This window comes from Streptomyces sp. NPDC088812 (assembly GCF_044750285.1).
GTDB lineage: Bacteria > Actinomycetota > Actinomycetes > Streptomycetales > Streptomycetaceae > Streptomyces.
The window spans coordinates 162,778-186,327 of the sequence record NZ_JBIVJP010000014.1; the positions used below are offsets into that span (position 1 = coordinate 162,778).

The 23,550-nt window shown below is 74.3% G+C and carries 23 protein-coding genes and 1 pseudogene; 11 read left to right on the top strand and 13 right to left on the bottom strand.

Features of this window, described 5'->3' with window-relative positions; translation table 11 throughout:
* A pseudogene (locus tag ACIP67_RS24590) lies at positions 1-201 on the bottom strand (sensor histidine kinase); the annotation flags it as partial.
* 246 nt (positions 202-447) lie between these two features.
* Here ACIP67_RS24590 and ACIP67_RS24595 point away from each other — a divergent pair.
* A complete protein-coding gene (locus ACIP67_RS24595; protein WP_401694592.1) occupies positions 448-1,005 on the top strand; it encodes a heme-binding protein in 558 nt (185 codons plus the stop codon).
* A gap of 159 nt (positions 1,006-1,164) precedes the next feature.
* Here ACIP67_RS24595 and ACIP67_RS24600 read toward each other — a convergent pair whose 3' ends face one another.
* The gene (locus ACIP67_RS24600) at positions 1,165-2,022 is read right to left on the bottom strand and encodes a DMT family transporter (protein WP_401694594.1); all 858 of its coding nucleotides are present in this window, start codon (positions 2,020-2,022) and stop codon (positions 1,165-1,167) included.
* A 208-nt stretch (positions 2,023-2,230) separates the two neighbouring features.
* Between ACIP67_RS24600 and ACIP67_RS24605 the strand changes: the two genes are divergently transcribed.
* From ACIP67_RS24605 to ACIP67_RS24615, 3 genes are all read left to right on the top strand, one after another.
* Positions 2,231-2,710: an MSMEG_6728 family protein gene (locus ACIP67_RS24605; protein ID WP_401694595.1), complete on the top strand. Its 480-nt coding sequence runs from the start codon at positions 2,231-2,233 to the stop codon at positions 2,708-2,710.
* 165 nt (positions 2,711-2,875) lie between these two features.
* Positions 2,876-3,325, top strand: coding sequence for a hypothetical protein (locus tag ACIP67_RS24610; protein ID WP_401694596.1), 450 nt, complete (start codon positions 2,876-2,878; stop codon positions 3,323-3,325).
* A gap of 112 nt (positions 3,326-3,437) precedes the next feature.
* Positions 3,438-4,181, top strand: coding sequence for a class I SAM-dependent DNA methyltransferase (locus tag ACIP67_RS24615; RefSeq protein WP_401694597.1), 744 nt, complete (start codon positions 3,438-3,440; stop codon positions 4,179-4,181).
* A gap of 3 nt (positions 4,182-4,184) precedes the next feature.
* Here ACIP67_RS24615 and ACIP67_RS24620 read toward each other — a convergent pair whose 3' ends face one another.
* Positions 4,185-4,835 (bottom strand): UbiX family flavin prenyltransferase, encoded by a 651-nt coding sequence (locus ACIP67_RS24620; RefSeq protein ID WP_401694598.1) that lies wholly within the window; start codon positions 4,833-4,835, stop codon positions 4,185-4,187.
* 37 nt (positions 4,836-4,872) lie between these two features.
* On the bottom strand, positions 4,873-6,552 hold the full coding sequence (locus ACIP67_RS24625; RefSeq protein WP_401694600.1) for a UbiD family decarboxylase: 1,680 nt from the start codon (positions 6,550-6,552) through the stop codon (positions 4,873-4,875).
* 334 nt (positions 6,553-6,886) lie between these two features.
* On the opposite strand from ACIP67_RS24625, the gene ACIP67_RS24630 reads away from it, so the two are divergent.
* The 5 genes from ACIP67_RS24630 to ACIP67_RS24650 all read left to right on the top strand — a co-directional run bounded on the left by ACIP67_RS24630 (position 6,887) and on the right by ACIP67_RS24650 (position 11,160).
* On the top strand, positions 6,887-7,225 hold the full coding sequence (locus tag ACIP67_RS24630; protein WP_401694602.1) for an antibiotic biosynthesis monooxygenase family protein: 339 nt from the start codon (positions 6,887-6,889) through the stop codon (positions 7,223-7,225).
* Positions 7,222-8,109: an NAD(P)-dependent oxidoreductase gene (locus ACIP67_RS24635; protein WP_401694603.1), complete on the top strand. Its 888-nt coding sequence runs from the start codon at positions 7,222-7,224 to the stop codon at positions 8,107-8,109. The genes ACIP67_RS24630 and ACIP67_RS24635 overlap by 4 nt, the downstream gene beginning before the upstream one ends.
* Positions 8,106-9,146: an amidohydrolase family protein gene (locus ACIP67_RS24640; RefSeq protein ID WP_401694605.1), complete on the top strand. Its 1,041-nt coding sequence runs from the start codon at positions 8,106-8,108 to the stop codon at positions 9,144-9,146. Before ACIP67_RS24635 ends, ACIP67_RS24640 begins: the two co-directional genes overlap by 4 nt.
* Positions 9,143-10,384, top strand: a complete 1,242-nt coding sequence (locus tag ACIP67_RS24645) for a cytochrome P450 (protein ID WP_401694607.1) — start codon at positions 9,143-9,145, stop codon at positions 10,382-10,384. The genes ACIP67_RS24640 and ACIP67_RS24645 overlap by 4 nt, the downstream gene beginning before the upstream one ends.
* 254 nt (positions 10,385-10,638) lie before the next feature.
* On the top strand, positions 10,639-11,160 hold the full coding sequence (locus ACIP67_RS24650) for a DUF4396 domain-containing protein (RefSeq protein WP_401694774.1): 522 nt from the start codon (positions 10,639-10,641) through the stop codon (positions 11,158-11,160).
* A 79-nt stretch (positions 11,161-11,239) separates the two neighbouring features.
* On the opposite strand, the gene ACIP67_RS24655 is transcribed toward ACIP67_RS24650, so the two are convergent.
* The gene (locus tag ACIP67_RS24655) at positions 11,240-11,713 is read right to left on the bottom strand and encodes a carboxymuconolactone decarboxylase family protein (RefSeq protein WP_401694609.1); all 474 of its coding nucleotides are present in this window, start codon (positions 11,711-11,713) and stop codon (positions 11,240-11,242) included.
* A 258-nt stretch (positions 11,714-11,971) separates the two neighbouring features.
* Between ACIP67_RS24655 and ACIP67_RS24660 the strand changes: the two genes are divergently transcribed.
* A complete protein-coding gene (locus ACIP67_RS24660; RefSeq protein ID WP_401694611.1) occupies positions 11,972-12,625 on the top strand; it encodes a CBS domain-containing protein in 654 nt (217 codons plus the stop codon).
* A 218-nt stretch (positions 12,626-12,843) separates the two neighbouring features.
* Here ACIP67_RS24660 and ACIP67_RS24665 read toward each other — a convergent pair whose 3' ends face one another.
* The 8 genes from ACIP67_RS24665 to ACIP67_RS24700 form a co-directional block, all read right to left on the bottom strand.
* Positions 12,844-13,641 carry a VOC family protein gene (locus ACIP67_RS24665; protein ID WP_401694613.1) on the bottom strand — a complete coding sequence of 266 codons (798 nt, stop codon included), beginning with the start codon at positions 13,639-13,641 and terminating at the stop codon, positions 12,844-12,846.
* A 659-nt stretch (positions 13,642-14,300) separates the two neighbouring features.
* Positions 14,301-15,410 carry an LLM class flavin-dependent oxidoreductase gene (locus tag ACIP67_RS24670; protein ID WP_401694615.1) on the bottom strand — a complete coding sequence of 370 codons (1,110 nt, stop codon included), beginning with the start codon at positions 15,408-15,410 and terminating at the stop codon, positions 14,301-14,303.
* Positions 15,411-15,448: 38 nt separating this feature from the next.
* The gene (locus tag ACIP67_RS24675; protein WP_401694617.1) at positions 15,449-16,465 is read right to left on the bottom strand and encodes an LLM class F420-dependent oxidoreductase; all 1,017 of its coding nucleotides are present in this window, start codon (positions 16,463-16,465) and stop codon (positions 15,449-15,451) included.
* Positions 16,462-18,171 (bottom strand): ABC transporter substrate-binding protein, encoded by a 1,710-nt coding sequence (locus ACIP67_RS24680; RefSeq protein ID WP_401694618.1) that lies wholly within the window; start codon positions 18,169-18,171, stop codon positions 16,462-16,464. Before ACIP67_RS24680 ends, ACIP67_RS24675 begins: the two co-directional genes overlap by 4 nt.
* Positions 18,168-19,154, bottom strand: a complete 987-nt coding sequence (locus ACIP67_RS24685) for an ABC transporter ATP-binding protein (protein WP_401694620.1) — start codon at positions 19,152-19,154, stop codon at positions 18,168-18,170. Before ACIP67_RS24685 ends, ACIP67_RS24680 begins: the two co-directional genes overlap by 4 nt.
* Complete coding sequence (locus tag ACIP67_RS24690) at positions 19,151-19,936, bottom strand: ABC transporter ATP-binding protein (protein ID WP_401694623.1); 786 nt, start codon at positions 19,934-19,936, stop codon at positions 19,151-19,153. The genes ACIP67_RS24685 and ACIP67_RS24690 overlap by 4 nt, the downstream gene beginning before the upstream one ends.
* A complete protein-coding gene (locus ACIP67_RS24695; protein WP_401694626.1) occupies positions 19,933-20,769 on the bottom strand; it encodes an ABC transporter permease in 837 nt (278 codons plus the stop codon). The genes ACIP67_RS24690 and ACIP67_RS24695 overlap by 4 nt, the downstream gene beginning before the upstream one ends.
* Positions 20,766-21,716, bottom strand: coding sequence for an ABC transporter permease (locus ACIP67_RS24700; protein ID WP_401694629.1), 951 nt, complete (start codon positions 21,714-21,716; stop codon positions 20,766-20,768). The genes ACIP67_RS24695 and ACIP67_RS24700 overlap by 4 nt, the downstream gene beginning before the upstream one ends.
* A 753-nt stretch (positions 21,717-22,469) precedes the next feature.
* Here ACIP67_RS24700 and ACIP67_RS24705 point away from each other — a divergent pair.
* Positions 22,470-23,339 carry a response regulator transcription factor gene (locus tag ACIP67_RS24705; protein ID WP_401694631.1) on the top strand — a complete coding sequence of 290 codons (870 nt, stop codon included), beginning with the start codon at positions 22,470-22,472 and terminating at the stop codon, positions 23,337-23,339.
* Positions 23,340-23,550 lie beyond the last annotated feature (211 nt).

Here is a 23,550-nt window from a genome sequence, read left to right on the forward strand (position 1 = left end):
GGGACCGACAGGTCCGGGACCGGCAGATCCGAGCAGGTGCAGTGCGGCCAGGGCGACGGACAGGCCGATGATCCACGGGGTGCGGGACTCGCCCGGGTGGCGCAGCAGGAAGCGGGCCAGGGCACCGCCGAGCAGCAGGAAGAACGCCATGTGCATGACGGCACCCGGCCACCGGTCGTCCGGGTCGTACGGCTTCGGCACGCGCGCCCGTCTCCCTTCCGCCCGTTTCCTCGGTCCTGCCGCGCTGAGCTGCGCAAACACTCCCATTGTGCGGGCTCCCCACGGCGGGCGGGTCAACCGATCGGATGACACCGCCGTCACCCGTTCCGCAGACCGGGAGCAGCCGGACCACCGACCCTCCCGCCCGTGGTGCGGGGCGAGGGTGGAGAGCAGACGGGCAGCCGGGACGACAGCGGCCGCCCCACCCGATCCGAGGAGCAGACCAGCATGAAGTCCCTCTCCAGGCGTGCCCGCATCACGACCGGCGCCGCCGCCCTCGCCGTCGTCGGCGCCGCGGCCTTCGGCACGGTGTCCGCGAACGCCTCCGCCCCGCCCTCCGCTCCTGCCGCCGTCCCGGCCGCGGCCGCCGCGGCCGGGACCACCACCACCTCCACCCACCTGACGGTCGAGGCCGCCACCCAGGCCGCGCAGGCCGCCCTGCACGCGGCCGAGAAGGAGGGCCGGCGGGTGACGGTCGCCGTCGTCGACCGCAACGGCAGCACGGTCGTCACCCTGCGCGGCGACGGCGCCGGCCCGCAGTCGTACGAATCGGCCGAGCGCAAGGCGTTCACCGCGGTGTCCTGGAACGCGCCCACCTCCGAGCTGGCCGGGCGCCTGGAGCAGACGCCGAACCTGAAGGACATCCCCGGCACCCTGTTCCTCGGCGGCGGTGTCCCCGTCACCTCCCGCAACGCGCCGATCGCCGGCATCGGCGTCGCCGGCGCGCCGTCCGGCACGCTGGACGAGAGGTACGCGCAGGCGGGCGCCGCGGTCCTGGGCCGCTAGGACGGCCGACAGCACGCTCGGGCACCGGCCGGCGACCATGAACGGGTCGCCGGCCGGTGCCCCGCGTCGTACCGCGTCAGCCCCACCACCGCACGCCAGGCCCCGCGGCACGCGTCGGCCACCAGGTGACGCCGCCTCATCCCACCACGTGACGCCGCCTCATCCCACGACGTCGGCGAGCTGAGGGACCACCCGGGTCAGCCGGACCACGCCCCACAGGATCAGGAGTGCACCGATCACCTCGGGCACCAGCCACCAGCCCGCGCGGACCGTCTCGTCGAACAGCGCGACACCCAGGACGAGGCTCACCGCCGCGTCCCCGATGGTCAGCGCGGGCTGCGAGGCGACCAGCGGGCCGGCCTGGAGCGCGTTCTCCAGGAGCAGGACGGACGCGACGCCGGTGAGCGCGAATCCGTAGGTCTGCCAGGTGGTGAGGAAGGCGGGCAGCCCGTCGTCGGCGAGGCGGTCCGTGGCCGACTTCAGCAGGGCCGCGGTGAGCGCGTTGCCGACCGCGGCGGCCGTCGCCAGAGCGGCGGCGCGGAACAGCGGCGAGGACGCGGAGCGGGCGAGGACGACCGCCACGGCCATCGCTCCCAGGGTGAGCACCAGCACCGGGATCCATCGCTCCATGGAGGCCTGGTGCCGGTCCCCGGAGGGGGCCGCCGCGATCAGGAGCAGGGCGAGCCCGGCCACCACCGCGGCCACCGCCCACCAGGCCGCTGCCGACAGCCGGCGGTGCAGCAGGGGCACGGCGACCAGCAGGGCGAACGGAAGTTCGAGCATGAAAAGGGGCTGGACCAGCGCCATGGGCCCGTTGACCAGGGCGAGGGCCTGGAACAGCGCGGCTCCCACCACGCCCGCGATGCCGATCCACCACGCGGGCTTCCGCACCAGCGCGCGCAGCAGTCGCAGACCGCCTCCCTGGGCCACGGTGGAGGCGGCCTTGCGCTGGAAGGCGGTGCCCACGGCGTTGCTGGCGGCCCCCAGGACGGCGAAGAGCACGGCGAGCTCGATCATGAGTCCACCATGCATCCGTTTCGCCACCCGCTCAGCACGGGCGCCCGCCCGGACCGGGCGCCGCGGTCACGGTGACCGCGGACGGCGGCGCCGCGCGGCGCAGCGCGACGGTCACCGGGCCCGCTCCCGGTGACCCGGGCGGCCTCCGTACGGCCCGTTCGCCGCACGCGCGGTTGCGGACGGCCGGCCGCCGTGCCGGGGATGGACCATGCAGACTTTCCTGCCGTACCCCGATTTCGCCGCGTCGGCCGCCGCCCTGGACCCGCGCCGGCTGGGCAAGCAGCGCGTCGAGACGCTTCAGGTGCTGCGCGGTCTGACGGTCCCCGGCTACGGATGGCGGCACCACCCGGCGGTGCGCATGTGGACCGGGTACGAGGAGGCGCTGGTGCGCTACGGCCTTCAGATGTGCGACACCTGGACGGCGACGGGACGCGCCGACACCTGCGCCGCTTCGCTGGTGACCGGCTTCGCCGGGCGGCGCGCCGGCGCGGGAGTCCGCACCCAGGAGCAGCTCGCCGAGGACGGTGAGCTGCCGCCGTGGCTGGGGGACCCGGCGTTTCACCGCAGTCACCGGTCGGCGCTCGTCCGCAAGGACCCCGCGTTCTACCTGCCTCTCTTCCCCGACGTCCCCGACGATCTGCCGTACGTCTGGCCGGCGTCGGACCGGGCCGCCCGGCGCGAGGGGTGACCGGCGTCCCGCCGCCGGCCCGGCCGGGCCGCTCCGTCCGGTCACCCGCAGGAGTGGCGGCCGGCCGGGCCGCTGGGAACCTCCGGGCCCTTTACGGTGTCTTCATCGACAAACGGGATGATTCCCGGCCATCCGCACCAACTCGTTCCAACGGGGGAACACCTCATGAACCTGGCTCGTCCTCGCATCCGTCGCCGCACGGCCGCCGCCCTCGTCGCCCTGGCGGCGACCACCGCCGTGGCCGTCGGCGCCGGCGCCTCCCAGGCGGACACCGCCGCGCCGCAGACCCGGCAGATCGCCTCCTCCGTCCTCGGCGCCGACTACAAGATCACCCTCACGGCGCTGCGTTCGACGGAGGACGAGTACGCCGCCTCCGTACGCCTTCAGGTCTTCACCCGCGCCGACGGCGCCTGGAAGGAGTCGGACCGCGTGACCGTCGGCGACGTCGACGGCTGGTTCTGGTACCCCCTGACAGGCCGGGGCGCCGTCTGCCGGTTCTCGACCGCGGGCACGGAGCCCGCACCGCTCACGGTGAGCCTGCTGCTGACACCGTCCCTCGGCTGCTCCGAGCCGGCCGACTACGTGGTGGAGCAGGGCCGGGTGTACGCCGGCTGACGGCACGGCGCCCGACCACGGAACCCCGACCGCGGAACCGGACCGCGGAACCGGACCGCGGCGGGCGGAAAACCGTTGGACAACACGCCGTCCGGAGGCGACCGTGGACGGAATGCGACAGGAAGAGATCTGGGACGCCGAAACCGCCCAGCGCTACGACACACCCGGCACCGGCATGTTCGCGCCCGAGGTCCTGGGCCCGACCGTGGACCGCCTCGCCGAGCTCGCGGACGGCGGGGCCGCGCTGGAGTTCGCCGTCGGAACCGGCCGGGTGGCCGTCCCGCTGGCCGAACGGGGCGTCCCGGTCACCGGCATCGAGTTGTCGCAGCCGATGGTGGAGCGGCTGCGGGCCAAGGCGGACGAGGCCACCGTCCCCGTGGTCATCGGCGACATGGCGACCACCGTCGTCCCCGGGCAGTACACCCTGGTCTACCTGGTCTACAACACGATCGCCAACCTGCTCACCCAGGCCGAGCAGGTCGAGTGCTTCCGCAACGCGGCCCGCCATCTCACGCCCGGCGGCCGGTTCGTGATCGAGCTCTGGGTCCCCGAACCGCAGAAGACCCCGCACGGCCGGGCCGTCACCGTCTGGACGACCGACCCCGACTACATCGGACTGGACACCTACGACCTCGTACGCCAGCGGGTCGTGTCGCACCACTTCCGGTTCGACTCGACCAGGCAGGCCCGGCTGTACCGCACACCCCACCGCTACATCTGGCCCGCCGAACTCGACCTCATGGCGCAACTGGCCGGCTTCGAGCTGGAGACCCGGCATGCCGACTGGACCGGCGCCGAGTTCACCGACGAGTCCCGTTCGCACGTCTCGGTCTACCGCATCCCGCCGGAGCGGTAGCCGTCACGAGGCGTCCCCCGCCGACGCGACGCGCTTCCGGTAGGCGGGGGAGCCTCCGTCGTGCCACTCGTACGCGTCGCCGCGGTCGAGGCCGGCGAACTCAAGGAGGCGGGTGACGAACTCGTCGTCCATCTCCTCCAGGGTGCGCGGGACGTTGTAGTACGTCGGGATCATCGGGTAGACGACGGCGCCCGCCTCCGTGACCTGGGCCATGTTGCGCAGGTGGATGAGGTTGAACGGCGTCTCCCGGACGCACAGCAGGAGCGGGCGGCGCTCCTTGAGGCACACGTCGGCGGCGCGTTCGATCAGCGTGTCGGACTGGCCCTGCGCGATCCGGCTCATCACGCCCATGGCACACGGCAGCACGATCATGCCCCAGGTGCGGTAACTGCCCGAGGACGGCGGGGCGGCGAAGTCCTCCTCGGGGTGCAGCACGGTCACCTTCTGCGACGGCCCGCCCAGCAGCCGCGGCAAGGGGTCGTCCGCGGGAGTGCCGCCCAGTTCGTGGGCGATCAGCCGACGGCCGTTGGGGGACACGAGCAGGTCCACGTGGCCGACCCGGTCGTCGTCGACGAGGGCGTGCAGCACCCGCCCGGCCAGTCGGGTGCCGCCCGCTCCGGTCACCGCGAGGATCACCCGGCGCTGTTCGGGCATGGTCTTCTCCTTGGTCGGTCCGGCAGGGGGCGTGGGGTCAGTCGTGGTGGCTGCTCTTGGAGCGGGTGTGGTGCACCTGACGGCCGGTGCCGGGAGCGCCCTCGCCGGCCGGGGAGTCGCCGGTCCCGGGGAAGAGGCCGGGGGCGTAGGGCCGGGGGTCGACGTCGCGGAAGCGGGCGCGGGTGAACTCGTCGCGCAGCGCGTACGGGGCGGTGGCGTCGTAGACGGTCTTGGCGGTGGTGCCCCTGGCGGGCAGGGTCGGGTCGTACTCGGGCGTCTGCGAGGGGTCCAGAACGTGCCCGGCGACCCCGGGTACGGCGATGATGTCGCGGTTGCCCTGCATACGGGTCTGCATGGCCCACAGCACGTCGTCGGTGTCGAAGACGTCCACGTCCTCGTCGACGAGGATGACGTTCTTCAGTTCCGCGTAGACGCCGAAGGCGACGAGGGCCGCCTGCCGGGCGCGTCCGTCGTCGAAGGAGTTCCTCTTGGCGACCTTCAGCACGGCGAGGAACTTGCCGCCGCCGGAGCGGTGGGAGTACACCTCGGTGACGAAGCCGGGCATCGCCGCCTCGCACGCGTTGTAGATGCTCGCCTCGGTGGGAATGCCGGCCAGGCTGACGTGCTCCTCGCCCGGTCCGACCAGGGTCTGCAGGATGGGGTCGGTGCGGGTGGTGATCGCGGTGACCTTGAGGACGGGCAGGGCGGGGTTGGCGGGGCCGTCGTAGCCGGGGAACTCCGGCATGGCGTGCCCGGTGCGGGTGTTCTGGTCCTCCGCCTCGCGCACGCCGGGCAGGATCTCGCCCTCGATGACCACCTCGGCGGCGGCGATGCTCCTCTCCGGCTGGGTGACGCAGTCGACCAGTTCGACGGGCCTGCCGCGCAGCCCGCCGGCCACCGCCAGTTCGTCGTAGCCGTACGGGGTGGTCGGGGCCTCGAAGCAGGCGCCGATGTGGATGGCCGGGTCCAGGCCCATGTTGACCGAGACCGGCAGTGGCTCGCCCCGCGCCTCGGCCTTCTTGCGGAAGGCGTCGATGTGCCGGCCGGGCGCGAAGAAGATGGTCAGCCTGTCCTTGTCCTGGACGCACAGCCGGTGGATGGTGACGTCCGTGCCCTTCTCGCCCTCCGGGTCGCTGCTGAGCACCAGACCGAGACAGAAGTACGGGCCGGCGTCCTGTTCCGTGTTGGTCGGTGCGGGCAGCAGTGTGCGCAGGTCGAAGCCGGGTTCGTCGGCGCGGTGCACCACCTCCTGGCAGCGCGCCCGGTCCGGGCCGACCGTCACCGGGCTGATCGCGTCCTTGATCGCCTGCCCCATGCGCTGTGTCAGGCGCCGCGGCGGCGTGTCCAGCAGCAGGCCGACCCGGTCGCGACTGGCCATCAGGCCCACGAGGACCCTCGCGTCCGGGTAGCCGGTGACGTTGTTGAAGATCATCGCCGGGCCGGTGCGGGTGGGGCGCTCCACCGTGCCGCCCGCGCCCACCCGCTTGTAGACACCGGCGAGTTCGGCGCTCGGATCCACCGGATGGTCCGTCTCGATCAGCTGGCCGGGGTGCCCGGCCAGCCGGGCCAGCGCGGACCGCAGGTCGTGCACGCCGTCGGAGCCGTCCGGGGCGCTCGTGCCCTCCGTGCGCTCCATGCCCTCCGTGCCCTGTGGGGTGCTCGTGCCTGCCGGGGGACCTGTGCCCTGTGGGGTGCTCATGTCGTCCGGGGTGCTCATCGCGTTCCTTCCCTCGCTGGAACCAAGGCTGCTCGCTCCCGGGCGGGACGGCACGGCAAGGCCGTCCGACCGTGGTGGGGTCACCGGCGGGTGACGGGCGGTCGGGTGGTGGTCCGGCGCCGTCACCGGACCGGTCGAACCACCCTTCCGGCGGGCGTCCGGGGCCCCTCGACGACCGCCGGACCGGAGGCCGCTCCACTCACCCGAACAGGTCAACAACGGAGCGTGAACCCCTTGTCGGCACTGGGCCGTCCCCCATTCGGAGTTGCGTCCGCACGGGTGCCATGAGTCGGTGGGATGCGTGTCCTGCCGGATCTCACCCTCAGGAGGAGACATGGGCACCGAGCACAAGGGCCATTCGGCCGAAACGCTGGGCGTGGTCTTCACGGTTCGCGTGGTCGAGGGCGGCGAGCAGGGCTTCCTGGAGCTGTACGACCAGATCCGGAAGTCCGTCGCCCGCACCCCGGGCCACATCGTGGAGCGGCTGGGAGAACCCGTCGACGACTCCCGTCAGTGGGTGATCACCAGCGAGTGGAAGACGCCCGAGCACTTCTTCGCCTGGCAGCAGAGCGAGGAGCACCGGGAACTCGTGGCCCCGCTGCGCCAGTGGGTCGACTCGACGCAGTCGCTGCGGTACCGGGTCGTCAAGGAGACGAAGGGGGTGGCGTCATGACCCGCATGACCGACGGACCCGTCGCCGTCATCGGCCTCGGCCGGATGGGCACCGGCCTGGCCACCCGCCTCCTCGAGCAGGGGGTCGAGGTCCGGGTGTGGAACCGTACCCCGGAGCGCGCCGCACCGCTGGCCGACGCGGGTGCCCGGGTGGCGCCCCACCCCGCCGACGCCGTCGAGGGCACGAGCACGGCCATCTGCGCCGTCGCCGACAGCGAAGCCCTCAGCGCCGTGCTGCGCGGACCGGACGGCCTGCTGGCCAGGGGCCCGTACCCCGGCACCCTGATCTGCGCCGGCACCGTCGCCCCCGAGGAGGTCGTCCAGATCGCCGGGGACGCGCCCGCGGTCCTGGACGTCGGCATGCTCGGCAACCGCGACCACGCGCGCGACGGCGAACTGCGGCTGTTCGTCGGCGGTGAGCAGCGGGTGTTCCAGGCCGCCCTGCCGCTGCTGGAGACGCTGGGCAAGGAGGTCGTCCATCTGGGCGCACTCGGTTCCGGCATGCGGATGAAGCTGCTCCTCAACCTCCTGATGGGCGTCGAGGTGCAGGCGATGGCCGAGGCCACCGAGCTGGCGGCCGCCGCCGGACTCGACCGGCAGCTGGTCCTGAAGACGATCGCGGGCAGCGGGTTCGCCTCGCCGGTCATGGCGTTCAAGTCCAGGCGCCTGGCCTCCGGCCGCTTCGACGAACCGGACTTCCGGCTGCGGCTGATGGCCAAGGACCTGATACTCGCCTCGAAGCAGGCGGCGTCGGCCGGCCTGAACCTGCCCCTGGCGACCGCCGCGGCCGAGACCCACGTCCGCGCCACCGAGCAGGGCCTGGGCGACGAGGACTGCGCCGCGGTCGTCCGCGCCCTCACACCGAACCGGGGAAACGCCACATGATCATCGACATCCACGGGCATCTGTCCCCGCCGGAGGCGGCCGAACGCTTCCCGATGCCCCCGAGCCTGACCGACGTCGACGGCATGCTCGCCGCCCGCGCCGAGGCCGGGATCGACCTCACCATCATCGGCAGCCCCGTCGGGGCCGGCGCCATGGCGCGGGTCCCGGGCGTCGACAACTACGCGCAGCCACGCGACCGCCTGCGTGGCTTCCACGCCTGGATGTCGGGGCTGATCGCCAGGTTCCCGGACCAGTTGCGCGGATACGTGTACGCCAACCCGTTCGGCGACGACGATCACCTCGAGGGGGTGCGGGAGACCCTCGCGGACCCCGCGTTCGTCGGGCTCATCACCACCTCCAGCGTCCACGGGGAGCTCCTCGGCTCCCCGCGCGCCGACTCCTTCTTCGCCCTGGCGGCGGAGGCCGGAGTGCCGGTCCTGGTGCACGCCCCGGCCGAACCGGCCGGCACGGAACGGGTCGACGAGATCGGCTTCGTCGAGCAGATCGGCCGGTTCGGCGACCTCACGATCGGCATGGCCATGATCGCGTTCGCGGGATGGCTGGACAAGTACCCGGATCTGCGGCTGATCGGCGCGACCGGCGGCGGCGCCATGGCGCTGCTGCCGGAGCGCCTCCAGACGGCGGCGCGCCCGCGTCACTGGGGCGGTGGAGCACCGCCCCCCGGCGTGCCCGCGCGGGCCGGCGCCGGGCCGGCCGCGCGGTCCGCCGGGCAGTCGGCCCCCGCCGGCCCGCCGGCCACCGCCGGTCGGGCGGGCGGGCCGCCGTCGGCCGACCCGGTCGCCGCGCTCCGGCGCATGTACGTCGACACCAGCCCGTTCAGCTCGGCGCACCTGAGCCTCAACGCCGAGGTGCTGGGACCCGAACGGATGCTGTTCGGCACCGACTCGCCGCCGATGGCGGCGCCGCTGGAGGACTTCGTCCGCATGATCGAGAAGCTGCCGGTCGACAAGGCGTCCCAGCAGCTCATCCTCGGCGGCAACGCCGAAGCCCTCTTCGACCTGGGGAGCCGTCCTTGACGACCACGCAAGACGCCGTCACCGCGGCCGAGCGGTGCACCCCGGAGTTCCGGCGCGACCCTCACACGGTCTACGCCCGGCTCCGGGAAGCGGTGCCGGTCTGCCCGATGAGACCGCCCCACGGCAACGAGACGTACCTGATCACACGGTACGAGCACGCGCGGGCCGCCCTGTCGGATCCGCGGCTGAGCAAGGACATGTACGGGGCCCTGGACGCGTACCGGAGGATCTTCGGCGAGTCGTCCGTCGCGCTGGACGACAACATGCTCAACTCCGACCCGCCCAAGCACACCCGGCTGCGCCGGCTGGTCAGCTCCCAGTTCACCCCGCGGCGGGTGGAGGCGCTGCGGCCGCGGATCGAGGAACTCGCCGGGGACCTGCTCGACGCGTGTCCGACGCGGGAGCCCTTCGACCTGCTCCCCGCGTTCGCGTTCCCGCTGCCGATCGGCGTGATCGGCGAACTGCTCGGTGTGCCGGCCGAGGACCGGCCGCTGTTGCAGCGGCTGTCCACCACGGTGGCGCAGAGCGGGTTCGGCGAGGAGGCCAAGCGGGCCCAGCAGGAGGCCGAGGAGGGGCTGCACGCCTGCTTCACGGACCTGGTCGCGGCCAAGCGCGCCCACCCGGGCGAGGACCTGCTGAGCGCGCTCGTCACGGCCCGGGACGGCGACGGCGGACTCACCGAGAGCGAGTTGGTCTCCACGGCGTTCCTGCTGATGTTCGCCGGTCACAAGACGACGGCGTACCTCATCGGCAACGCCGTCCACCACCTGCTGTCCCGTCCCGCACAGCTGCGGGCCCTGCGGGAGGACCCGGAGCTGATCCGCGCGACGGTCGAGGAACTGGTGCGCTTCGAGGGCTCCGTGGAGAGCGCCACCTTCCGCTACGCGACGGAGGACGTGGAGTACGGCGGGACACTGATCCCGAAGGGCTCCCTGGTCCAGATCGCGCTCAGCTCGGCCAACCGCGATCCGCGGAAGTTCGACGCGCCGGACGAGTTCGACGTGACGCGGCCGGGCAACGCGCGGGACGCCCATGTGGGCTTCGGGCATGGCATCCACTACTGCCTGGGAGCCCCGCTCGCCCGGCTGGAGATGCAGGTGGCCCTCACCAGCCTCTTCGACCGGTTCCCGAGGATGGCGCCGGCCGACCCCGCCGGCGGGCCGCGGTGGATGCAGGTGCCGTTCCCGGCCTTCCGGGGCCTGGCGGAGCTGCCGGTCGTGCTCGATCCCTCCGGCTGACCGGCGCGGACGGACGGGTCGAGGGGCGCGGAAGCCGTACGGCGGCTTCCGCGCCCCGAACGGTTGCCTGCGCCCCGAACGGCTGCCCGCGGGCCGCACCGCAGGCCGACGGAATTTCCCCGGCCGGGAATACCGGGAATACCCCGTGGGGGTATACGGTTGTCGGTGGGTGGACACCCGGAGCGGACCCGCACCACGACGGAACGGGCCACCACGGCGGAACGGGCCACCACGGCGGAATGGGGATGACGGTCATGGACCACGGCACGCACCGCACCGGCACCGCGCACGACCACACGCCCGCCCACCACCGCACCGGGCACGACGACGGCCGTCCGCCCGGCGCGTCCTGGGCTACGGCGGCGCGGGCGACGCTGCACTGCCTGACCGGCTGCGCCGTCGGCGAGATCCTCGGCATGGTGATCGGCACCGCCCTGGTGTGGGGCAACGCGCAGACCATGGCGCTGGCGATCGCGCTGGCCTTCGTGTTCGGCTATTCGTTCACGCTGTTCGCGGTCCGCCGCGCGGGCCTCGGCCTCGGCGCCGCCGTCAAGGTGGCGCTCGCGGCCGACACCGTCTCCATCGCCGTGATGGAGCTGGTGGACAACGGCGTCATCGCCCTGGTCCCGGGTGCGATGGACGCCCACCTGTCCGACGGGCTGTTCTGGTGGGCGCTCCTGGGCGGCTTCGCCGTGGCCTTCCTGGTGACCACGCCGGTGAACAAGTGGATGATCGGCCGAGGCAGGGGACACGCCGTCGCGCACGCCCACCACTGACCCGTACGTGCCTCGACCGGTGCGGCCCGGTCCGGGCGCCCGCACGGGGCGGTTGTCCGGGCCGGGGCGTCCGTTCGTCTCATCCGAACTGGCCGGGCTGGTAGTCCCCGGCGGGCTGCCGGACCAAGACGTTCAGGCGGTTGAAGGCGTTGATGACGGCGATGAGGGACACCAGGGCGAGGAGCTGGTCATCGTCGTAGTGCTTGGCGGCGTACGCCCAGGCCTCGTCCGTGACACCGCCGGCCGCGTCCGCGATGCGGGTGCCCTGCTCCGTGAGTTCGAGGGCGGCGCGTTCGGCGTCGGTGAAGACCGTCGCCTCCCGCCAGGCCGCGACGAGGTTGAGCCGCAGCGTGCTCTCCCCGGCGTGCGCCGCGTCCTTGGTGTGCATGTCGGTGCAGAAGCCGCAGCCGTTGATCTGGCTGGCGCGGATCTTCACCAGTTCCTGCGTCGCGGCCGGCAGCCCCAGGTCCGAGGCCACCTTCCCCGCCGCGGAGAAGTGCCTCACGACCTTGGCCGCGTCCGTGTTGCCGAAGAGATTCAGGCGAGCTTCCACAGGGGACTCCTTCGTCGTTGTCCGTGGATACACAGCTGTGACGGGCCGGCTCGGCGGAACGTGACACGAACGGATGTGACCTGTGTCTCCTCCCCCGCCGACACCCGCGGCGGGGGTCGCCGACGACCGGGTCCCGGCTGCCGGCGGCGGCCCGGCCGCCCACGTCCTGCGTGCCCCGTGAGGCCCCGTCGGCCGTGGCCGCCTACAAAGGAGGGCAGGAGCCGGTCCGTGCGTCCGGCGGGAGAGAGGGAGCCTCACATGAACCACCAGAAGGTGCGCGACCTGATGAGCGACGCCGTCGTGCGGGTCCGGCACGCGACGCCGTTCAAGGAGATCGCGCATCTGCTGCTGGAGTACGACATCACGGCCGTCCCCGTCGTGGACGCCGACGACCGCCCGGTGGGCGTGGTGTCGGAGGCGGACCTGCTGCACAAGATGTGGGGCCGGCCGGAGGGCGACGCCGGAGGACCGGTCGCCGCTCCGTCGCCCGCCAAGGCGTCGGCCATCGACGCGGCGGGGCTGATGACGTCGCCCGCCGTCTGCGCGCGCGAGGACTGGAGTGTCGTCGACGCCGCCCGAGTGATGGCGCAGCACGGCATCAAGCGGCTGCTCGTGGTCGGCGAGGACGGGCGGCTCATCGGTGTGCTGAGCAGGAGCGACCTGCTGCGGGTCTTCCTGCGCACGGACCAGGCGATCCGTACGGAGATCGTGGAGGAGGTGCTGGTCAAGACGCTCGGCGAGGCCCCGTCGGCGCTCCACGTGGACGTCACGCACGGCCATGTCGTCCTCAGCGGGCGGCTGTCGCCCCGGGTCCCGGTGCACGTCCTGGAAGGACTCTGCCGCGCCGTCGACGGTGTGGTGGCCGTGGAGTTCAGGGCGGTGCGGGACCCGGACACCGAGGGTTCCGCGTGAGCCGGGCCGGGCGGTGACGGGGCGCCGCCGACGCCCCGGCGGTGTGCGGTCGCGCGCGCCCGGGGCGCGGTGGCGTCGCCGTCTCGGTGACATCGCCGGTGCGCGGTGGTGTTCCCGGTGCGCGGTGGTGTTCCCGGTGCGTGGTGACGGACGGCGCGCACCGCGCACCGCGCACCGGGGAGCGGGGGGCGGGCACGTCGGACGTGGCCCGGGGGCGTTCACTCCCCGGCCGGGGCGAGCACCACGAAGTCGGCTCGGGCGGGGTCGAGGCAGACGGCGAGTCGGCCGACGCCTTCCGCGTCCTCCGGGCCCATCTGCACGCTGCCGCCGTTCGCGGTGACCTGGGCGACGGCGTCGTCGCAGTCCGTGACGGCGAAGACCGGGTGCCAGTACGGCTGTCCGTCCGTCAGTGCGAGGTCCTCCTCCGGGAGTTCCATCAAGCCGCCGTGCATACGCTCCTCGGGGAGACCGGCGGGTGTGATGAGGGTGTACACGCCTCCCCCGCCGGGCAGCTCCATGTCGCTGAACCGCCAGTCCAGGACGGCGCCGTAGAACTCCTTCGCGGCCTGCGCGTCGCTCGTGTACAGCTCGGTCCACGTCAGGGCGCCCGGCTCCTCCACCAGTTCGACGCCCTTGGTCTCCCCCGGCTGCCAGACGGCGAACTGGCCTCCCAGCGGATCGCTGTACTGCGCCATGCGGCCCCACTGGTCGAGGTCCCTCGGGGCCACCCGGACGGTGCCGCCGGCCCGCTCGACGGCCTCGGTGGTGGCGTCCGCGTCGGTGACGCCGTAGTAGATCATCCAGGCGGACCGGGCGCCCGACTCGGTCAGCTTGCCGAGCCCCGCGACGATCCTGCCGTCCTTGCGGAACATCCCGCCTTCCATGTCCTCCCCCTCGCCCATGGACTCGTAGTCCCAGCCGAGCACCGCGCCGTAGAAGGCGGCGGCGGCCGGGACGTCGGGGGTGCCGAGGTCGAGCCAGCAGGGGGAACCCGGAGGGAAGTCAGTGGTGATCATGAGGAGTGCCTTTCACGAGTCCTGTGCGACTCAGCGTGACACCCGCGACGGCCACCCGCCCGCTGACGCGACGGCCGCCCGCCCGTCGGTGCGACGGCCGCCGTCCGGCGGCGAGGCGGCCACGCGCCTGCCGGCGCGGTGATCGCCCGCCCGCCGGCGCGGCGGTCCCCGGCCCGCCGCGGGTGCCGGTGGAGGGCTGCACGGCGGCGCCCGGGGTCGGCGCCGTCGCCACCCGGCCGCAGATCGCCGTATCGCCCGCGGCCCGGCCACGGGTTCCGGACGACGTCGGGCGACCGCGGGCTGCGGGCGACCGCGGACGGCCTCGGGCTGCGGACGACCGCGGGCCGCTGCGGGCCGCCGTGGGCTCCGGACGACGCGGGCGGCTGCGGGCTTCGGGCGACCGCGGGCCGCCACGGGCTCCGGACGACCACGGGCCGCTGCGGGCAACCGCGGGCTCCGGACGACGCGGGCGGCTGCGAGCTCCGGGCGACCGCGGGCCGCCACGGGCTCCGGACGGCCGCGGGCTCCGGACGACGCGGACGACCGCAGGCCGCCGCGGGCTGCGAACGGCCGCGGGATTCGGACGACGCGGGCCGCCGCGGGCTCCGGACGGCTGTGAGCGGCCGCGGGCCGCTGCTGTCAGTCGCCGGTCGCCGTGGTCACCAGCCTCGCCGGCCGTGCGTGGTGTGGCGTGGTGCGGGCGGGATGTACGTCGCCCTCAGGGCGCCGACGAGGGCGCGGCGCAGTTCCCGGTCCTGGGCGGTCTCCAGGGGCATGTCGAGCTGGACGATGCCCACGCCGGCCGCGCGCAGCCAGCCGATGCGGGCGGCGACGGTGGCCGGGGAGCCGACGAACGCGCCGGCCAGCGTGCGCGCGATGTAGGCGGCCAGTGGCCGGGGGCCTTCGGCACGGCCGCGTTCGCGGTCGCGGTCCAGCTGGACCGCCTCCAGCCAGCGCGCGCTGTCGGGGCCCGAGGTCAGCCGCAGGGCGTCCGCGCGGATGCGCCGGGCCCGTTGCTCGGCCTCCTCGTCGGTGGGGGCCGTGATGACGGTGACGTGGCGCCAGATCCGCAGCGTCCTGCCGTGTGCCGCGGCCGCGGCGCGCGCCCGTGCGATGTGCCGGCGGGTGGCCGTCAGCGGCAGGGGCGGCACCGCGTACACGTCCGCGTGCCGTGCGGCGAGTTCGACGCCCTCCGGTGACGAGCCGCCGAAGGAGAGGAGTTCGGCGCGCGGGTGGGGCAGCAGGCCGGAGCGGGCGCCGCGGACGGTGTAGAACTCGCCGTCGTGGTCGAAGTCGCGGCGCTCGACGAGGGTGCGGCGGAACAGCTCCAGGTACTCCCCCGTCCGGCGGTAGCGGGCCGCCTTGCCGAGCGTGTCGCCGTCCCGGGCCACGTCGGCGTCGCTGGAGCCCACGATGACGTGGGCGGCGGCCCGCCCTCCGGAGAGCCGGTCCAGGGTGGCCAGGGTGCGCGCGGCCGCGGTGGGTGCCGTGGGGCCCGCCCGGTGGGCGACCGCGACCCGCAGCCTGCTGGTGGCCGCCAGCGCCCAGCAGGCCACCAGCCACGGGTCCGGCCAGGAGCTGGACTGTACGACGAGGGCGCTGTCGAGTCCGTCCTCCTCGTTCTCCCGGGCGGTGCGCGCCACGAACTCGGGGTCGGCGTCGCGGTCGCGGGGGTCGGGGGCGAAGCGCAGCGCCTGGCGTTCCTCGGGAGTGGCGCCCGGCACGGGTGCGGCGCGCACCCCGCCGCGTAGGTCCAGGTCCAGGTCCATGGCAGTGCCTCCGCGGGCAGGGTGGGATGCGGACGGGGTCAGTGGGCGGCCGGGCCGAGGCGGGCCAGGGTGTCCAGGACCCTGGCCCGGCTGACGAACACCTCGGGGGGCAGCGACACGTACAGCTGGATGGTGGTCACGCCCGGCCGGTGGTAGCGCAGGATGCGCTCGCGGCACTCCTCCGGCGAGCCGCTGATGAAGAGTCCGTCGACGACCTCGTCGGGCAGCGCCTTCTGCGCGCCGTCGACGTCGCCGTCGGCCCAGCGTTCGTGCGACTCGCGCAGCAGGTCGCCGTTGCCGAGCCACTCGTGGAACCTGCGGTAGGGCTCGCGGTTGAGGATCCAGGCGAGGAAGGGGCGGGTGGCGCGGTGGGCGTAGTCGGTGTCCTCGGTGGGACAGACGAACACCTTGACGACGAGTTCCTTGCCGGGCGGCTGCGGGCCGACGGCGTCCAGAATCTTGGGTACGTCGTCGGGGAAGAGCAGGTTGGTGATGGCGCCGTCGCCCTCGCGGAACGCCAGACGCAGCATCCCGGGCCGCAGCGCGCCGAGGATCACCTTGACGGGGTCCACGGGCGGGTGGGGCAGGCGGTAGCCGGTGATGGAGAAGGTGTCGAAGTCACCGGCGATGTGCTCGCCGCGCAGGGCGCGGGTGACGAACCGCAGGACGTCCCGGGTCCGTTTGTACGGTTCGTCGAACGGGATGCCGTTGATGTCCGTGACATGGGCCGGCACCGAGGCGCCGAGGCCCAGCAGGAGGCGGCCCGGGGCGAGTTGGGCGAGGGTGGCGGCGGTCTGGGCGAGGACGGCCGGGCCCCGGGTGTGGACGGGGACGATGCCGGTGGCGATGCGCAGGGTCGGCGACCAGGCGGCCACGGCGGCGAGCGGGGTGAAGGCGTCGGTGCCGCCGCCCTCCGCGCTCCACACGTCCGTGTAGCCGAGGTCGGGCAGGCGTTCCACGAGGAAGCGGTGCCGGTCGATGGTCAGTCCGGGGAGCGGCAGCGTGATGCCCCAGGTGGGGGGCAGGCCGGGCGCGGGGGTGTGGGAGACGGTCATCGGGCCACCCATACGGTCGTGAGGTCGAGGAACCAGGACTGCGGCTGGACGAGGCCGTGGACGTCGGGAGAGACGGCCCTGGGGTTGCGGTCGTTGACGACGAACAGCCAGGGTGCGTCCTGGGTGACGAGTTCCAGGGCCTGTGTGTAGTCCGCCTCGCGGGCGGCCTGGTCGGCGGAGGCGCCGGCGGAGGCGAGCAGCTCGTCGACCTGGGGGTTGCTGTAGTGGCCGGTCCAGAACGGGCTGTCGGTGCCGATGAACAGGGGCAGCAGGGCCTCGGACTGGAACAGGGTGGTGGACTGCGCGATGGCCTGTGAGCCGCGGGCCACCTGCCCCTCGGCCTCGGCGCTGATCAGGGTCGACCAGTCGGTGGTGCGGATCTCGACCTCGATGCCGACGGCGGCGAGGTCGCGTTGCACGGCCTCGGCGATGGGCACGGGGACGAGGTTGCCGGAACCGCCGGTGGGCACGGTGACGGAGGTGGTGAAGCCGTCGGCGTAGCCGGCCTCGGCGAGCAGTGCGCGGGCCTTGTCCGGGTCGTGGTCGTAGGTGTCGTCGGCCGGGTCGTGGGCGAAGGTGCCGGGCGGTGCGGCCTGCCGGGCGGGTTCGGCGGTGCCGTGGAGCAGTTCCTCGGCGATGGCCTCGCGGTCGATGGCGTAGTTGGCCGCCCTGCGGACGCGGGGGTCGCTCCAGGGTTCGGCGGCGGTGTCGAGGATCCAGTACCAGAGGTGGTCGTAGCTGTTGGTGACGACCTTCGCGCCGTCGGCCTCCAGGCTCGGGATGTCGTCGGGGTTGGGGTACTCGATCCAGTTGACGGAGCCCGAGCGCAGGGCGGCGGTGCGCGCGGCGGCGTCGGGCAGGGCCTTCACGACGAGCTTGTCCAGCTTGGGGGCTCCGCGCCAGTAGCCGTCGAAGCGCGCGAGCTCGATCTGTTCCCCGGCCGTCTGCTGGACGAAGCGGAACGGGCCGGTGCCGACGGGGTGTTCGGAGAACTTCGCGGATCCGGTCTTGCGGACGGCGGTGGGGCTGGCGATGAGGACGTGCGCGAGGTCCTGGGGGAAGTGTCCGTTGGGCTTCTCGGTGACGAGCTGGATCCGGTCGTCGGCGAGCTTGGTGTACGTCGTGATGCCGCCCGCGTACTCGCCGGCCGCCGCGCCGAGGGCGTCCGTGTAGTACGGGCTCTTCTCGTCCAGGTAGCGGTCGAGGTTGAAGACGACGGCGTCGGCGTCGAAGGCGGTGCCGTCCTGGAACTTCACGCCCTTGCGGAGGGTGAAGGTCCAGGTCCTGCGGTCCTCGGCGACCTTCCAGGAGGTGGCCAGGGCTGCCGTGATCTCGGCCGGGCCGTCGGTCTTCGACAGGTCGTAGCGGGTGAGGCCCTCGTACAGCTGGAAGCTGACGAGGCGCTTGCCCTCGTATCCGGCGCCGCCGATGACGGTGTCGGGGTTGGGGAGCTTGCCCGTGGCGCCGATGACGAGGGTGCCGCCGGTCCTGGCGCCGCCCGCCGTGCCGTCGGCGGCGGATCCGGTGCCGCAGCCGGCCGCGGCGAACGGCAGCAGCAGGGCGGCGGCGAGGCCGGCGGCGCGCAGGCGGAGGCGGTGGCGGTGGCGAGGCCGGCCCGCCGGGAGCGGGTGTGCCGCGGGGCGGTGGCCGGGCGGGTGGCCGGGCGGGTGCTGGTGGTGCGTCATGGGTTCCTCGTCGTCACTCATGGGGCGGACGGTTCACCGACGGGCCGGTGCCGGTCGGCCGTGTTCGGCTCGGGGGGTTCGGCAACGAGGTCGCCGACGGGTGTGGACCGGTCGGCACGGGCCGGTCCGGGAGGCTCGGGGCCGAGGTCACCGACCGGTCCGAGCCCGTCGGTGACCTCGGCGCCGACGGGCTCGGACCGATCGGCCCGGGTCGGCTCGGGAGGCGTGGGAGGCGTGGGAGGCTCGGGGCCGAGGGCGCCGTCGGCGGCGAGCAGGGCGCGTGTGTACGGGTGGCGGGGCGCGTTCCACAGGGCGGCCGTGCCGCCCTCCTCGACGACCCGTCCCCGGCGCAGGACGACGACCCGGTGGGCCAGGTGCCGTACGACGGCCAGGTCGTGGGAGACGAACAGGCAGGCCAGGCCGAGGCGTTGCCGCAGGTCGGTGAGGAGTTCGAGGACCTGGGCCTGGACGGTGGTGTCCAGGGCGGAGGTCGGCTCGTCGCACACGATCAGGTCGGGGCCGGTGGCCAGGGCGCGGGCGATGGCGACGCGCTGGACCTGTCCGCCGGACAGTTCGCGCGGGTGGCGGCGGGCCAGCTCCGGTGCCAGACCGACCCGCTGGAAGAGGTCGGCGACGAGGGCGGGGCGTTCCTTGCGGGGTGTGCCGTGCACGCGCAGGGCGAAGGCGACCGCTTCTCCGGCGCGGAGCGCGGGGTTGAGCGAGCCGCGGGGCTGCTGGGGCACGAACTGCAGGCGGGCCCGGGTCCGCCGCCCGGAGGGGCCGCGCAGCCGGTACGGGTCGTGGCCGTCGAAGCGGACGGTGCCGGTGTCGGGGGCGAGCAGGCCGAGGGCCAGCCGGGCCACGGTCGACTTGCCGGAGCCGGACTCGCCGACCAGGGCGACCGTCTCCCCGGCCGCCACGCGGAGGGAGACGCCGTCGACGGCGAGGGGGCCGCGCCGGTGGCGCTTGGACACCTGGTCGAGGCGGAGGAGGTCGTGGGTCATCGGGGCCTTCCCGGCCGTGCGGCCACCAGGGCGGCGGCATGAGGGTGCTCGGGGGAGCTCAGCAGCTTCGCCACGGGCCCGGTCTCGACGATCCGCCCGTCGCGCAGGACCGCCGCGCGGTGGCCGACGCGCCGGGCGACGCCGATGTCGTGCGTGACCAGGAGCAGGGCGACACCGCGCTCGGTGAGCAGACGGGCGAACAGGTCGAGGACGTGTGCGCGGACCACGGCGTCCAGGGCGGTGGTGGGTTCGTCGGCGACCAGCAGTCCCGGCCCGCAGGCCAGGGCGAGGGCGAGCGCGGCACGCTGCCGCAGGCCGCCGGAGAGTTCGTGCGGGTGGCAGCGGGCGACGCGGTCGGGGTCGGTGACGCCGGCCGCGTCCAGCAGTCCGGGCACGGCGCGGCGGGCCGCGGCGCGGTGGCCGGCGACCCGGTGCCGCAGCAGGACCTCGGTCAGCTGTGCGCCGACCCGGCGCAGCGGGTCGAGACCGGCGTCGGGGTCCTGCGGGACGTACCCGATGCGCCGGCCGCGGATGTCGGACAGGGCGCGCTCGCCGAGGGTGCGCAGGTCGGTGCCGGACAGGAGCACACGGCCGCTCACCCGGGCGCCGCGGCCGGGCAGGCCGACGACGGTGCGGGCCAGGGTCGACTTGCCGCTGCCCGACTCGCCGAGCAGCACCAGCGCCTCGCCGGGACGTACGGTCAGCGACACCCCGTCCACGGCGCGCACGGTGCCGTGGGTGACCGTCACGTCCCGCACCTCCAGGTGCTCCGGTGGATTCATCGTCCGGCCTCCGTGCGCAGGTTCCGGCCGGCGCCCGTGCCGTCGCGCAGGGCCTCGCCGAGGGTGTTGAAGACGACGGAGACGACGAGGATGGTGACGGCGGGCAGTACGGCGACCTCGGGGCGGGTCAGCAGGCTGGGCCGGAGCTCGTCGAGCATGGCGCCCCACTCGGCGGCCGGCGGGGGCACGCCCAGGCCGAGGAAGGACAGCCCGGCCGCGTAGACGACGGCCAGCCCCACCAGGGAGGACGCGTAGACGAGCAGGACGGGGGTGACGACCGGGGCCACCTGGCGCAGGGCGACGGTCACCGGGCCCGCTCCGCTGACCCGGGCGGCCTCCAGGTACTCCGCGGTACGGATGCGCCGTACCTCGGTGAAGGCGACCCGGGTGACCGCCGGGGTGAGCACCACGGACAGCGACACGACGGTGGCGAGCAGGCCCGGCTCCATCACGGTGGCGACGGTGATGGCGAGCAGGACGCCCGGGAAGGCGTAGAGCACGTCGAGGGTGCGCAGCAGGGCGTGTTCGGTCAGGTGGCCGCCGAGTCCCGCGGCGATGCCGAGCAGTGTCCCGGCGACGGTGGCGACGGCGACCGGGAGGAGTCCGCCCAGCAGTGAGGGGCCCGTGGCGACGAGCAGCCGGCTCAGCACGTCCCGGCCCTGGGAGTCGGTGCCCAGCGGGTGCCCGGTGCTGCCGGGCGGCAGCAGCCGGTCCCGCAGGCCGCCGGCGTCGGGGTCGTGGGGCGCCAGCAGCGGGCCCAGGACGGCAAGGAGCAGCAGCGCGCCCGCCAGGCACGCCGGTACGAGCAGGCTCGGTCGCGGGACGCGGTTCACAGCGCACCTCGCAGCCGGGGGTCGATGAGGGCGTGGGCGGTGTCGACGGCGATGTTGACGCCGACGAAGGCGAGGGCGACCAGCAGCACGCCCGCCTGGATCAGCGGCAGGTCGCGCGCGGTGAGCGCGTCGTACAGCAGCCGGCCGACGCCCGGCCAGGCGAAGAGGGTCTCCACGAACACCACGCCCTCCAGCAGGTAGGCGAGTTGGAGTCCGCCGATGGTGAGCAGTGCCGGGGAGGCGTTGTGGACGCAGTGCCGCAGGACGGCGGCGCGGCGCAGGCCCCGGGCCCGCAGACCGTCGGCGAGGTCGGAGTGCAGGACGCCTCCGAGGGCGGCGCCGAAGACGCGGGCGGTCAGGCCGAGCGGGACGAGGGCGGCCGCGACGGCGGGCAGGACGAGGTGGTGGAGCCGGTCGGCGGTGCCGCCGCCGGCGAACAGGTCCTGGGTGCCGCCGGCCGGGAACCACCGCAGCCCGACGGCGAACGCGGCGATGAGCAGCAGCGCCACCGAGTACTGCGGAGCGGAGACGGCCAGGGTGCTCAGGGCGCGCGACAGGCGGGCCGTCGGCCCGTCCGGGCGGGTGGCGCCCAGCGTGCCGAGCAGGATGCCGCCGGTGAGCACGAGCAGGAAGGCGGCGCCCGCGAGCACGAGGGTGTGTCCCAGGGCCGGCAGCAGCAGTTCACCGACCGGCCGCTGGGCGGAGACGGAGACGCCGAGATCGCCGCGGAGCGCGTGGCCCAGCCACCGCACGTAGCGCAGGGGCAGCGGCTCGCCCAGGCCGAGCCGTTCGGTGAGCCGGTCCCTGGCCTCGGCCGGCGCCCCGGGGCCGAGCAACGCGGCCACGGGGTCACCGGGGACGAGGGCGACGGCGGCGAACACGACGACGGTGACGCCCAGGAGCGTGGGAACGGCGAGGAGCACGCGCCGCAGGAGGTACCGCCTCATCCGTCGGCCTCCCGGTACGCGGCGCCGGGGCGCCCGGCGGGCGGGCGTGGGTGGGCGGTCATGCGGATGTCCTTCCTGGACGAAGAGCGGGGTGGCCCCTCGGACGAGAGCGGGGTGGCGCGTTGGGGGGTGGGGGCGCGGGAGGCGGCGACGGTGCGGCGGCACGCGGCACGGGGGATGGGGGTCGCACGGGGGACGGGGTGGCACGGGGGACGGGGTGGCACGGAGGGTGGGGGTCGCACGGGGGACGGGGGGGCACGGAGGACGGGGGTCGCACGGAGGACGGGGGTCGCACGGGGTGGGAGAGGGAACGCGGCGGCGGCACCGGGCCCGGGGCGCTGTGACCGAAGCGTGCGGGACCGCGACGGTTCCCGACCAGCCAGGTGTTGATGCTGATACCCGGGGTCACAGGATCGGTGGTACGGAATACACGGTTCCCTCATAAGCACGTGATCCGGCCCTTGTTGACCCCCGTCGACAGGCCGAATTACGCTGTTCGCATGGCCAAACGGCGAACCGACTTCACGCTGGTCGGTATCGGCGGCTCGTGGCACCGCAGGTGTTTCGACGAGTCCTGTCGTCCGTGTGCCGGGCGCTGATCTGACGGCTCGTCCGTCGACGCGCCCCCTCCCTTGATCACGGCTCGATCCGCCGGGGCGCCGCCCGTCCCGGCCCGCCACCGCTGAGGGGACCACACGTGAAGCCGTATTGCCGTGTCGGCACCGCCTGCCCTGTCACGCCCGGGGGTTCGCTGTGACGACGCTCACCACCGCGACCGGATACGGTGACCCGCGTGCCGTGCACGCGGAGATCGACAACCCGCTGGACATGATCGCCGGGCATCAGCTGCTGTCCGATGCCGAGGACCGCCCGTCGGGCCGGGCCACCGCGCCCCGCCGGCGCTGGGCCGCGGTCACCTGCGGCTGCGGCCACCCCGCCTGTTCCGGGCCGGAGGCCCACCGCCCCTCCCCCGTCACCCGCGTCTTCCTCGCCGAGCGCCACCCCGTGGCCAGTGCCGGGCTGCGCAGTGTCCTGAACGCCGACCCGGGCACCGCGGTCGTCGGCAGCTCCGGGGATCCGCTGCGGCTGCCGGACGCGCTGCGCCGCGTACGGCCGGACGTCGTGCTGCTGGGGCGCGGCGGAACGCTGGCGGAGGACCTGGCCCTGGTCGCCCGGCTCCGGGCGCCCGAGGCGGTCCCCGACGCCCGGGTGCTGCTGCTGCGCAGGGCGACGAGCACGGCCGAGGCGAGCCGCATGCTGCTCGCGGGCGCGAGCGGGTGTTTCCCGCTCGACCTGCCCGAGGACCGGATCGTGCAGGCGGTGGCCGTCGCGGGTGCCGGCGGCTCCGTGTTCCTGCCCGCGCCGCCGCCGGCCCGCGTCCAGGTGGCGCATCTGGCCGGGGACGCCGCGGAGCCCCTGCCGCAGCACTGCGGGCTCACCGACCGGGAACGCCAGGTCCTCGCCCAGTTGGCCCAGGGGCTGAGCAACGCCGAGATCGGACGGGAACTGGCCCTGGCCGAGGCCACGGTGAAGAAGCACCTGACCAACGCCATGCGCAAGATCGGGCAGTCCGACCGGCTGCGCGCCGCGCTGTACGCGCACCGGCACGGCCTCGCGGGCTGACCCAGGTCCTGGACCCACGGGCCGCGGACGGGCGGGACCGCGGGTGACCCACGGACGGGCCGCGGACGGGCGGGACCGCGGGTGCCCCGCGCGCGGGCCGCAGACGGGCCGTATTCGGGCCCGCACGGCTCGTGTACGGGCCACGGACGGGCCGTTGACGGGCCACGGACGGGCCGTTGACGGGCCGTTGACGGGCCACGGCGGGAAGGCG

What these genes read in the sequence shown, in the direction of transcription:
- ACIP67_RS24595 (WP_401694592.1), top strand. Translation starts at nt 448, where the DNA reads ATGAAGTCCCTCTCCAGGCGTGCCCGCATCACGACCGGCGCCGCCGCC.
- ACIP67_RS24700 (WP_401694629.1), bottom strand. Translation starts at nt 21,716, where the DNA reads ATGAGGCGGTACCTCCTGCGGCGCGTGCTCCTCGCCGTTCCCACGCTC.
- ACIP67_RS24610 (WP_401694596.1), top strand. Translation starts at nt 2,876, where the DNA reads ATGAACCTGGCTCGTCCTCGCATCCGTCGCCGCACGGCCGCCGCCCTC.
- ACIP67_RS24660 (WP_401694611.1), top strand. Translation starts at nt 11,972, where the DNA reads ATGAACCACCAGAAGGTGCGCGACCTGATGAGCGACGCCGTCGTGCGG.
- ACIP67_RS24630 (WP_401694602.1), top strand. Translation starts at nt 6,887, where the DNA reads ATGGGCACCGAGCACAAGGGCCATTCGGCCGAAACGCTGGGCGTGGTC.
- ACIP67_RS24615 (WP_401694597.1), top strand. Translation starts at nt 3,438, where the DNA reads ATGCGACAGGAAGAGATCTGGGACGCCGAAACCGCCCAGCGCTACGAC.
- ACIP67_RS24620 (WP_401694598.1), bottom strand. Translation starts at nt 4,835, where the DNA reads ATGCCCGAACAGCGCCGGGTGATCCTCGCGGTGACCGGAGCGGGCGGC.
- ACIP67_RS24650 (WP_401694774.1), top strand. Translation starts at nt 10,639, where the DNA reads ATGGACCACGGCACGCACCGCACCGGCACCGCGCACGACCACACGCCC.
- ACIP67_RS24665 (WP_401694613.1), bottom strand. Translation starts at nt 13,641, where the DNA reads ATGATCACCACTGACTTCCCTCCGGGTTCCCCCTGCTGGCTCGACCTC.
- ACIP67_RS24635 (WP_401694603.1), top strand. Translation starts at nt 7,222, where the DNA reads ATGACCCGCATGACCGACGGACCCGTCGCCGTCATCGGCCTCGGCCGG.
- ACIP67_RS24625 (WP_401694600.1), bottom strand. Translation starts at nt 6,552, where the DNA reads ATGAGCACCCCGGACGACATGAGCACCCCACAGGGCACAGGTCCCCCG.
- ACIP67_RS24600 (WP_401694594.1), bottom strand. Translation starts at nt 2,022, where the DNA reads ATGATCGAGCTCGCCGTGCTCTTCGCCGTCCTGGGGGCCGCCAGCAAC.
- ACIP67_RS24675 (WP_401694617.1), bottom strand. Translation starts at nt 16,465, where the DNA reads ATGACCGTCTCCCACACCCCCGCGCCCGGCCTGCCCCCCACCTGGGGC.
- ACIP67_RS24670 (WP_401694615.1), bottom strand. Translation starts at nt 15,410, where the DNA reads ATGGACCTGGACCTGGACCTACGCGGCGGGGTGCGCGCCGCACCCGTG.
- ACIP67_RS24690 (WP_401694623.1), bottom strand. Translation starts at nt 19,936, where the DNA reads ATGAATCCACCGGAGCACCTGGAGGTGCGGGACGTGACGGTCACCCAC.
- ACIP67_RS24680 (WP_401694618.1), bottom strand. Translation starts at nt 18,171, where the DNA reads ATGAGTGACGACGAGGAACCCATGACGCACCACCAGCACCCGCCCGGC.
- ACIP67_RS24640 (WP_401694605.1), top strand. Translation starts at nt 8,106, where the DNA reads ATGATCATCGACATCCACGGGCATCTGTCCCCGCCGGAGGCGGCCGAA.
- ACIP67_RS24605 (WP_401694595.1), top strand. Translation starts at nt 2,231, where the DNA reads ATGCAGACTTTCCTGCCGTACCCCGATTTCGCCGCGTCGGCCGCCGCC.
- ACIP67_RS24685 (WP_401694620.1), bottom strand. Translation starts at nt 19,154, where the DNA reads ATGACCCACGACCTCCTCCGCCTCGACCAGGTGTCCAAGCGCCACCGG.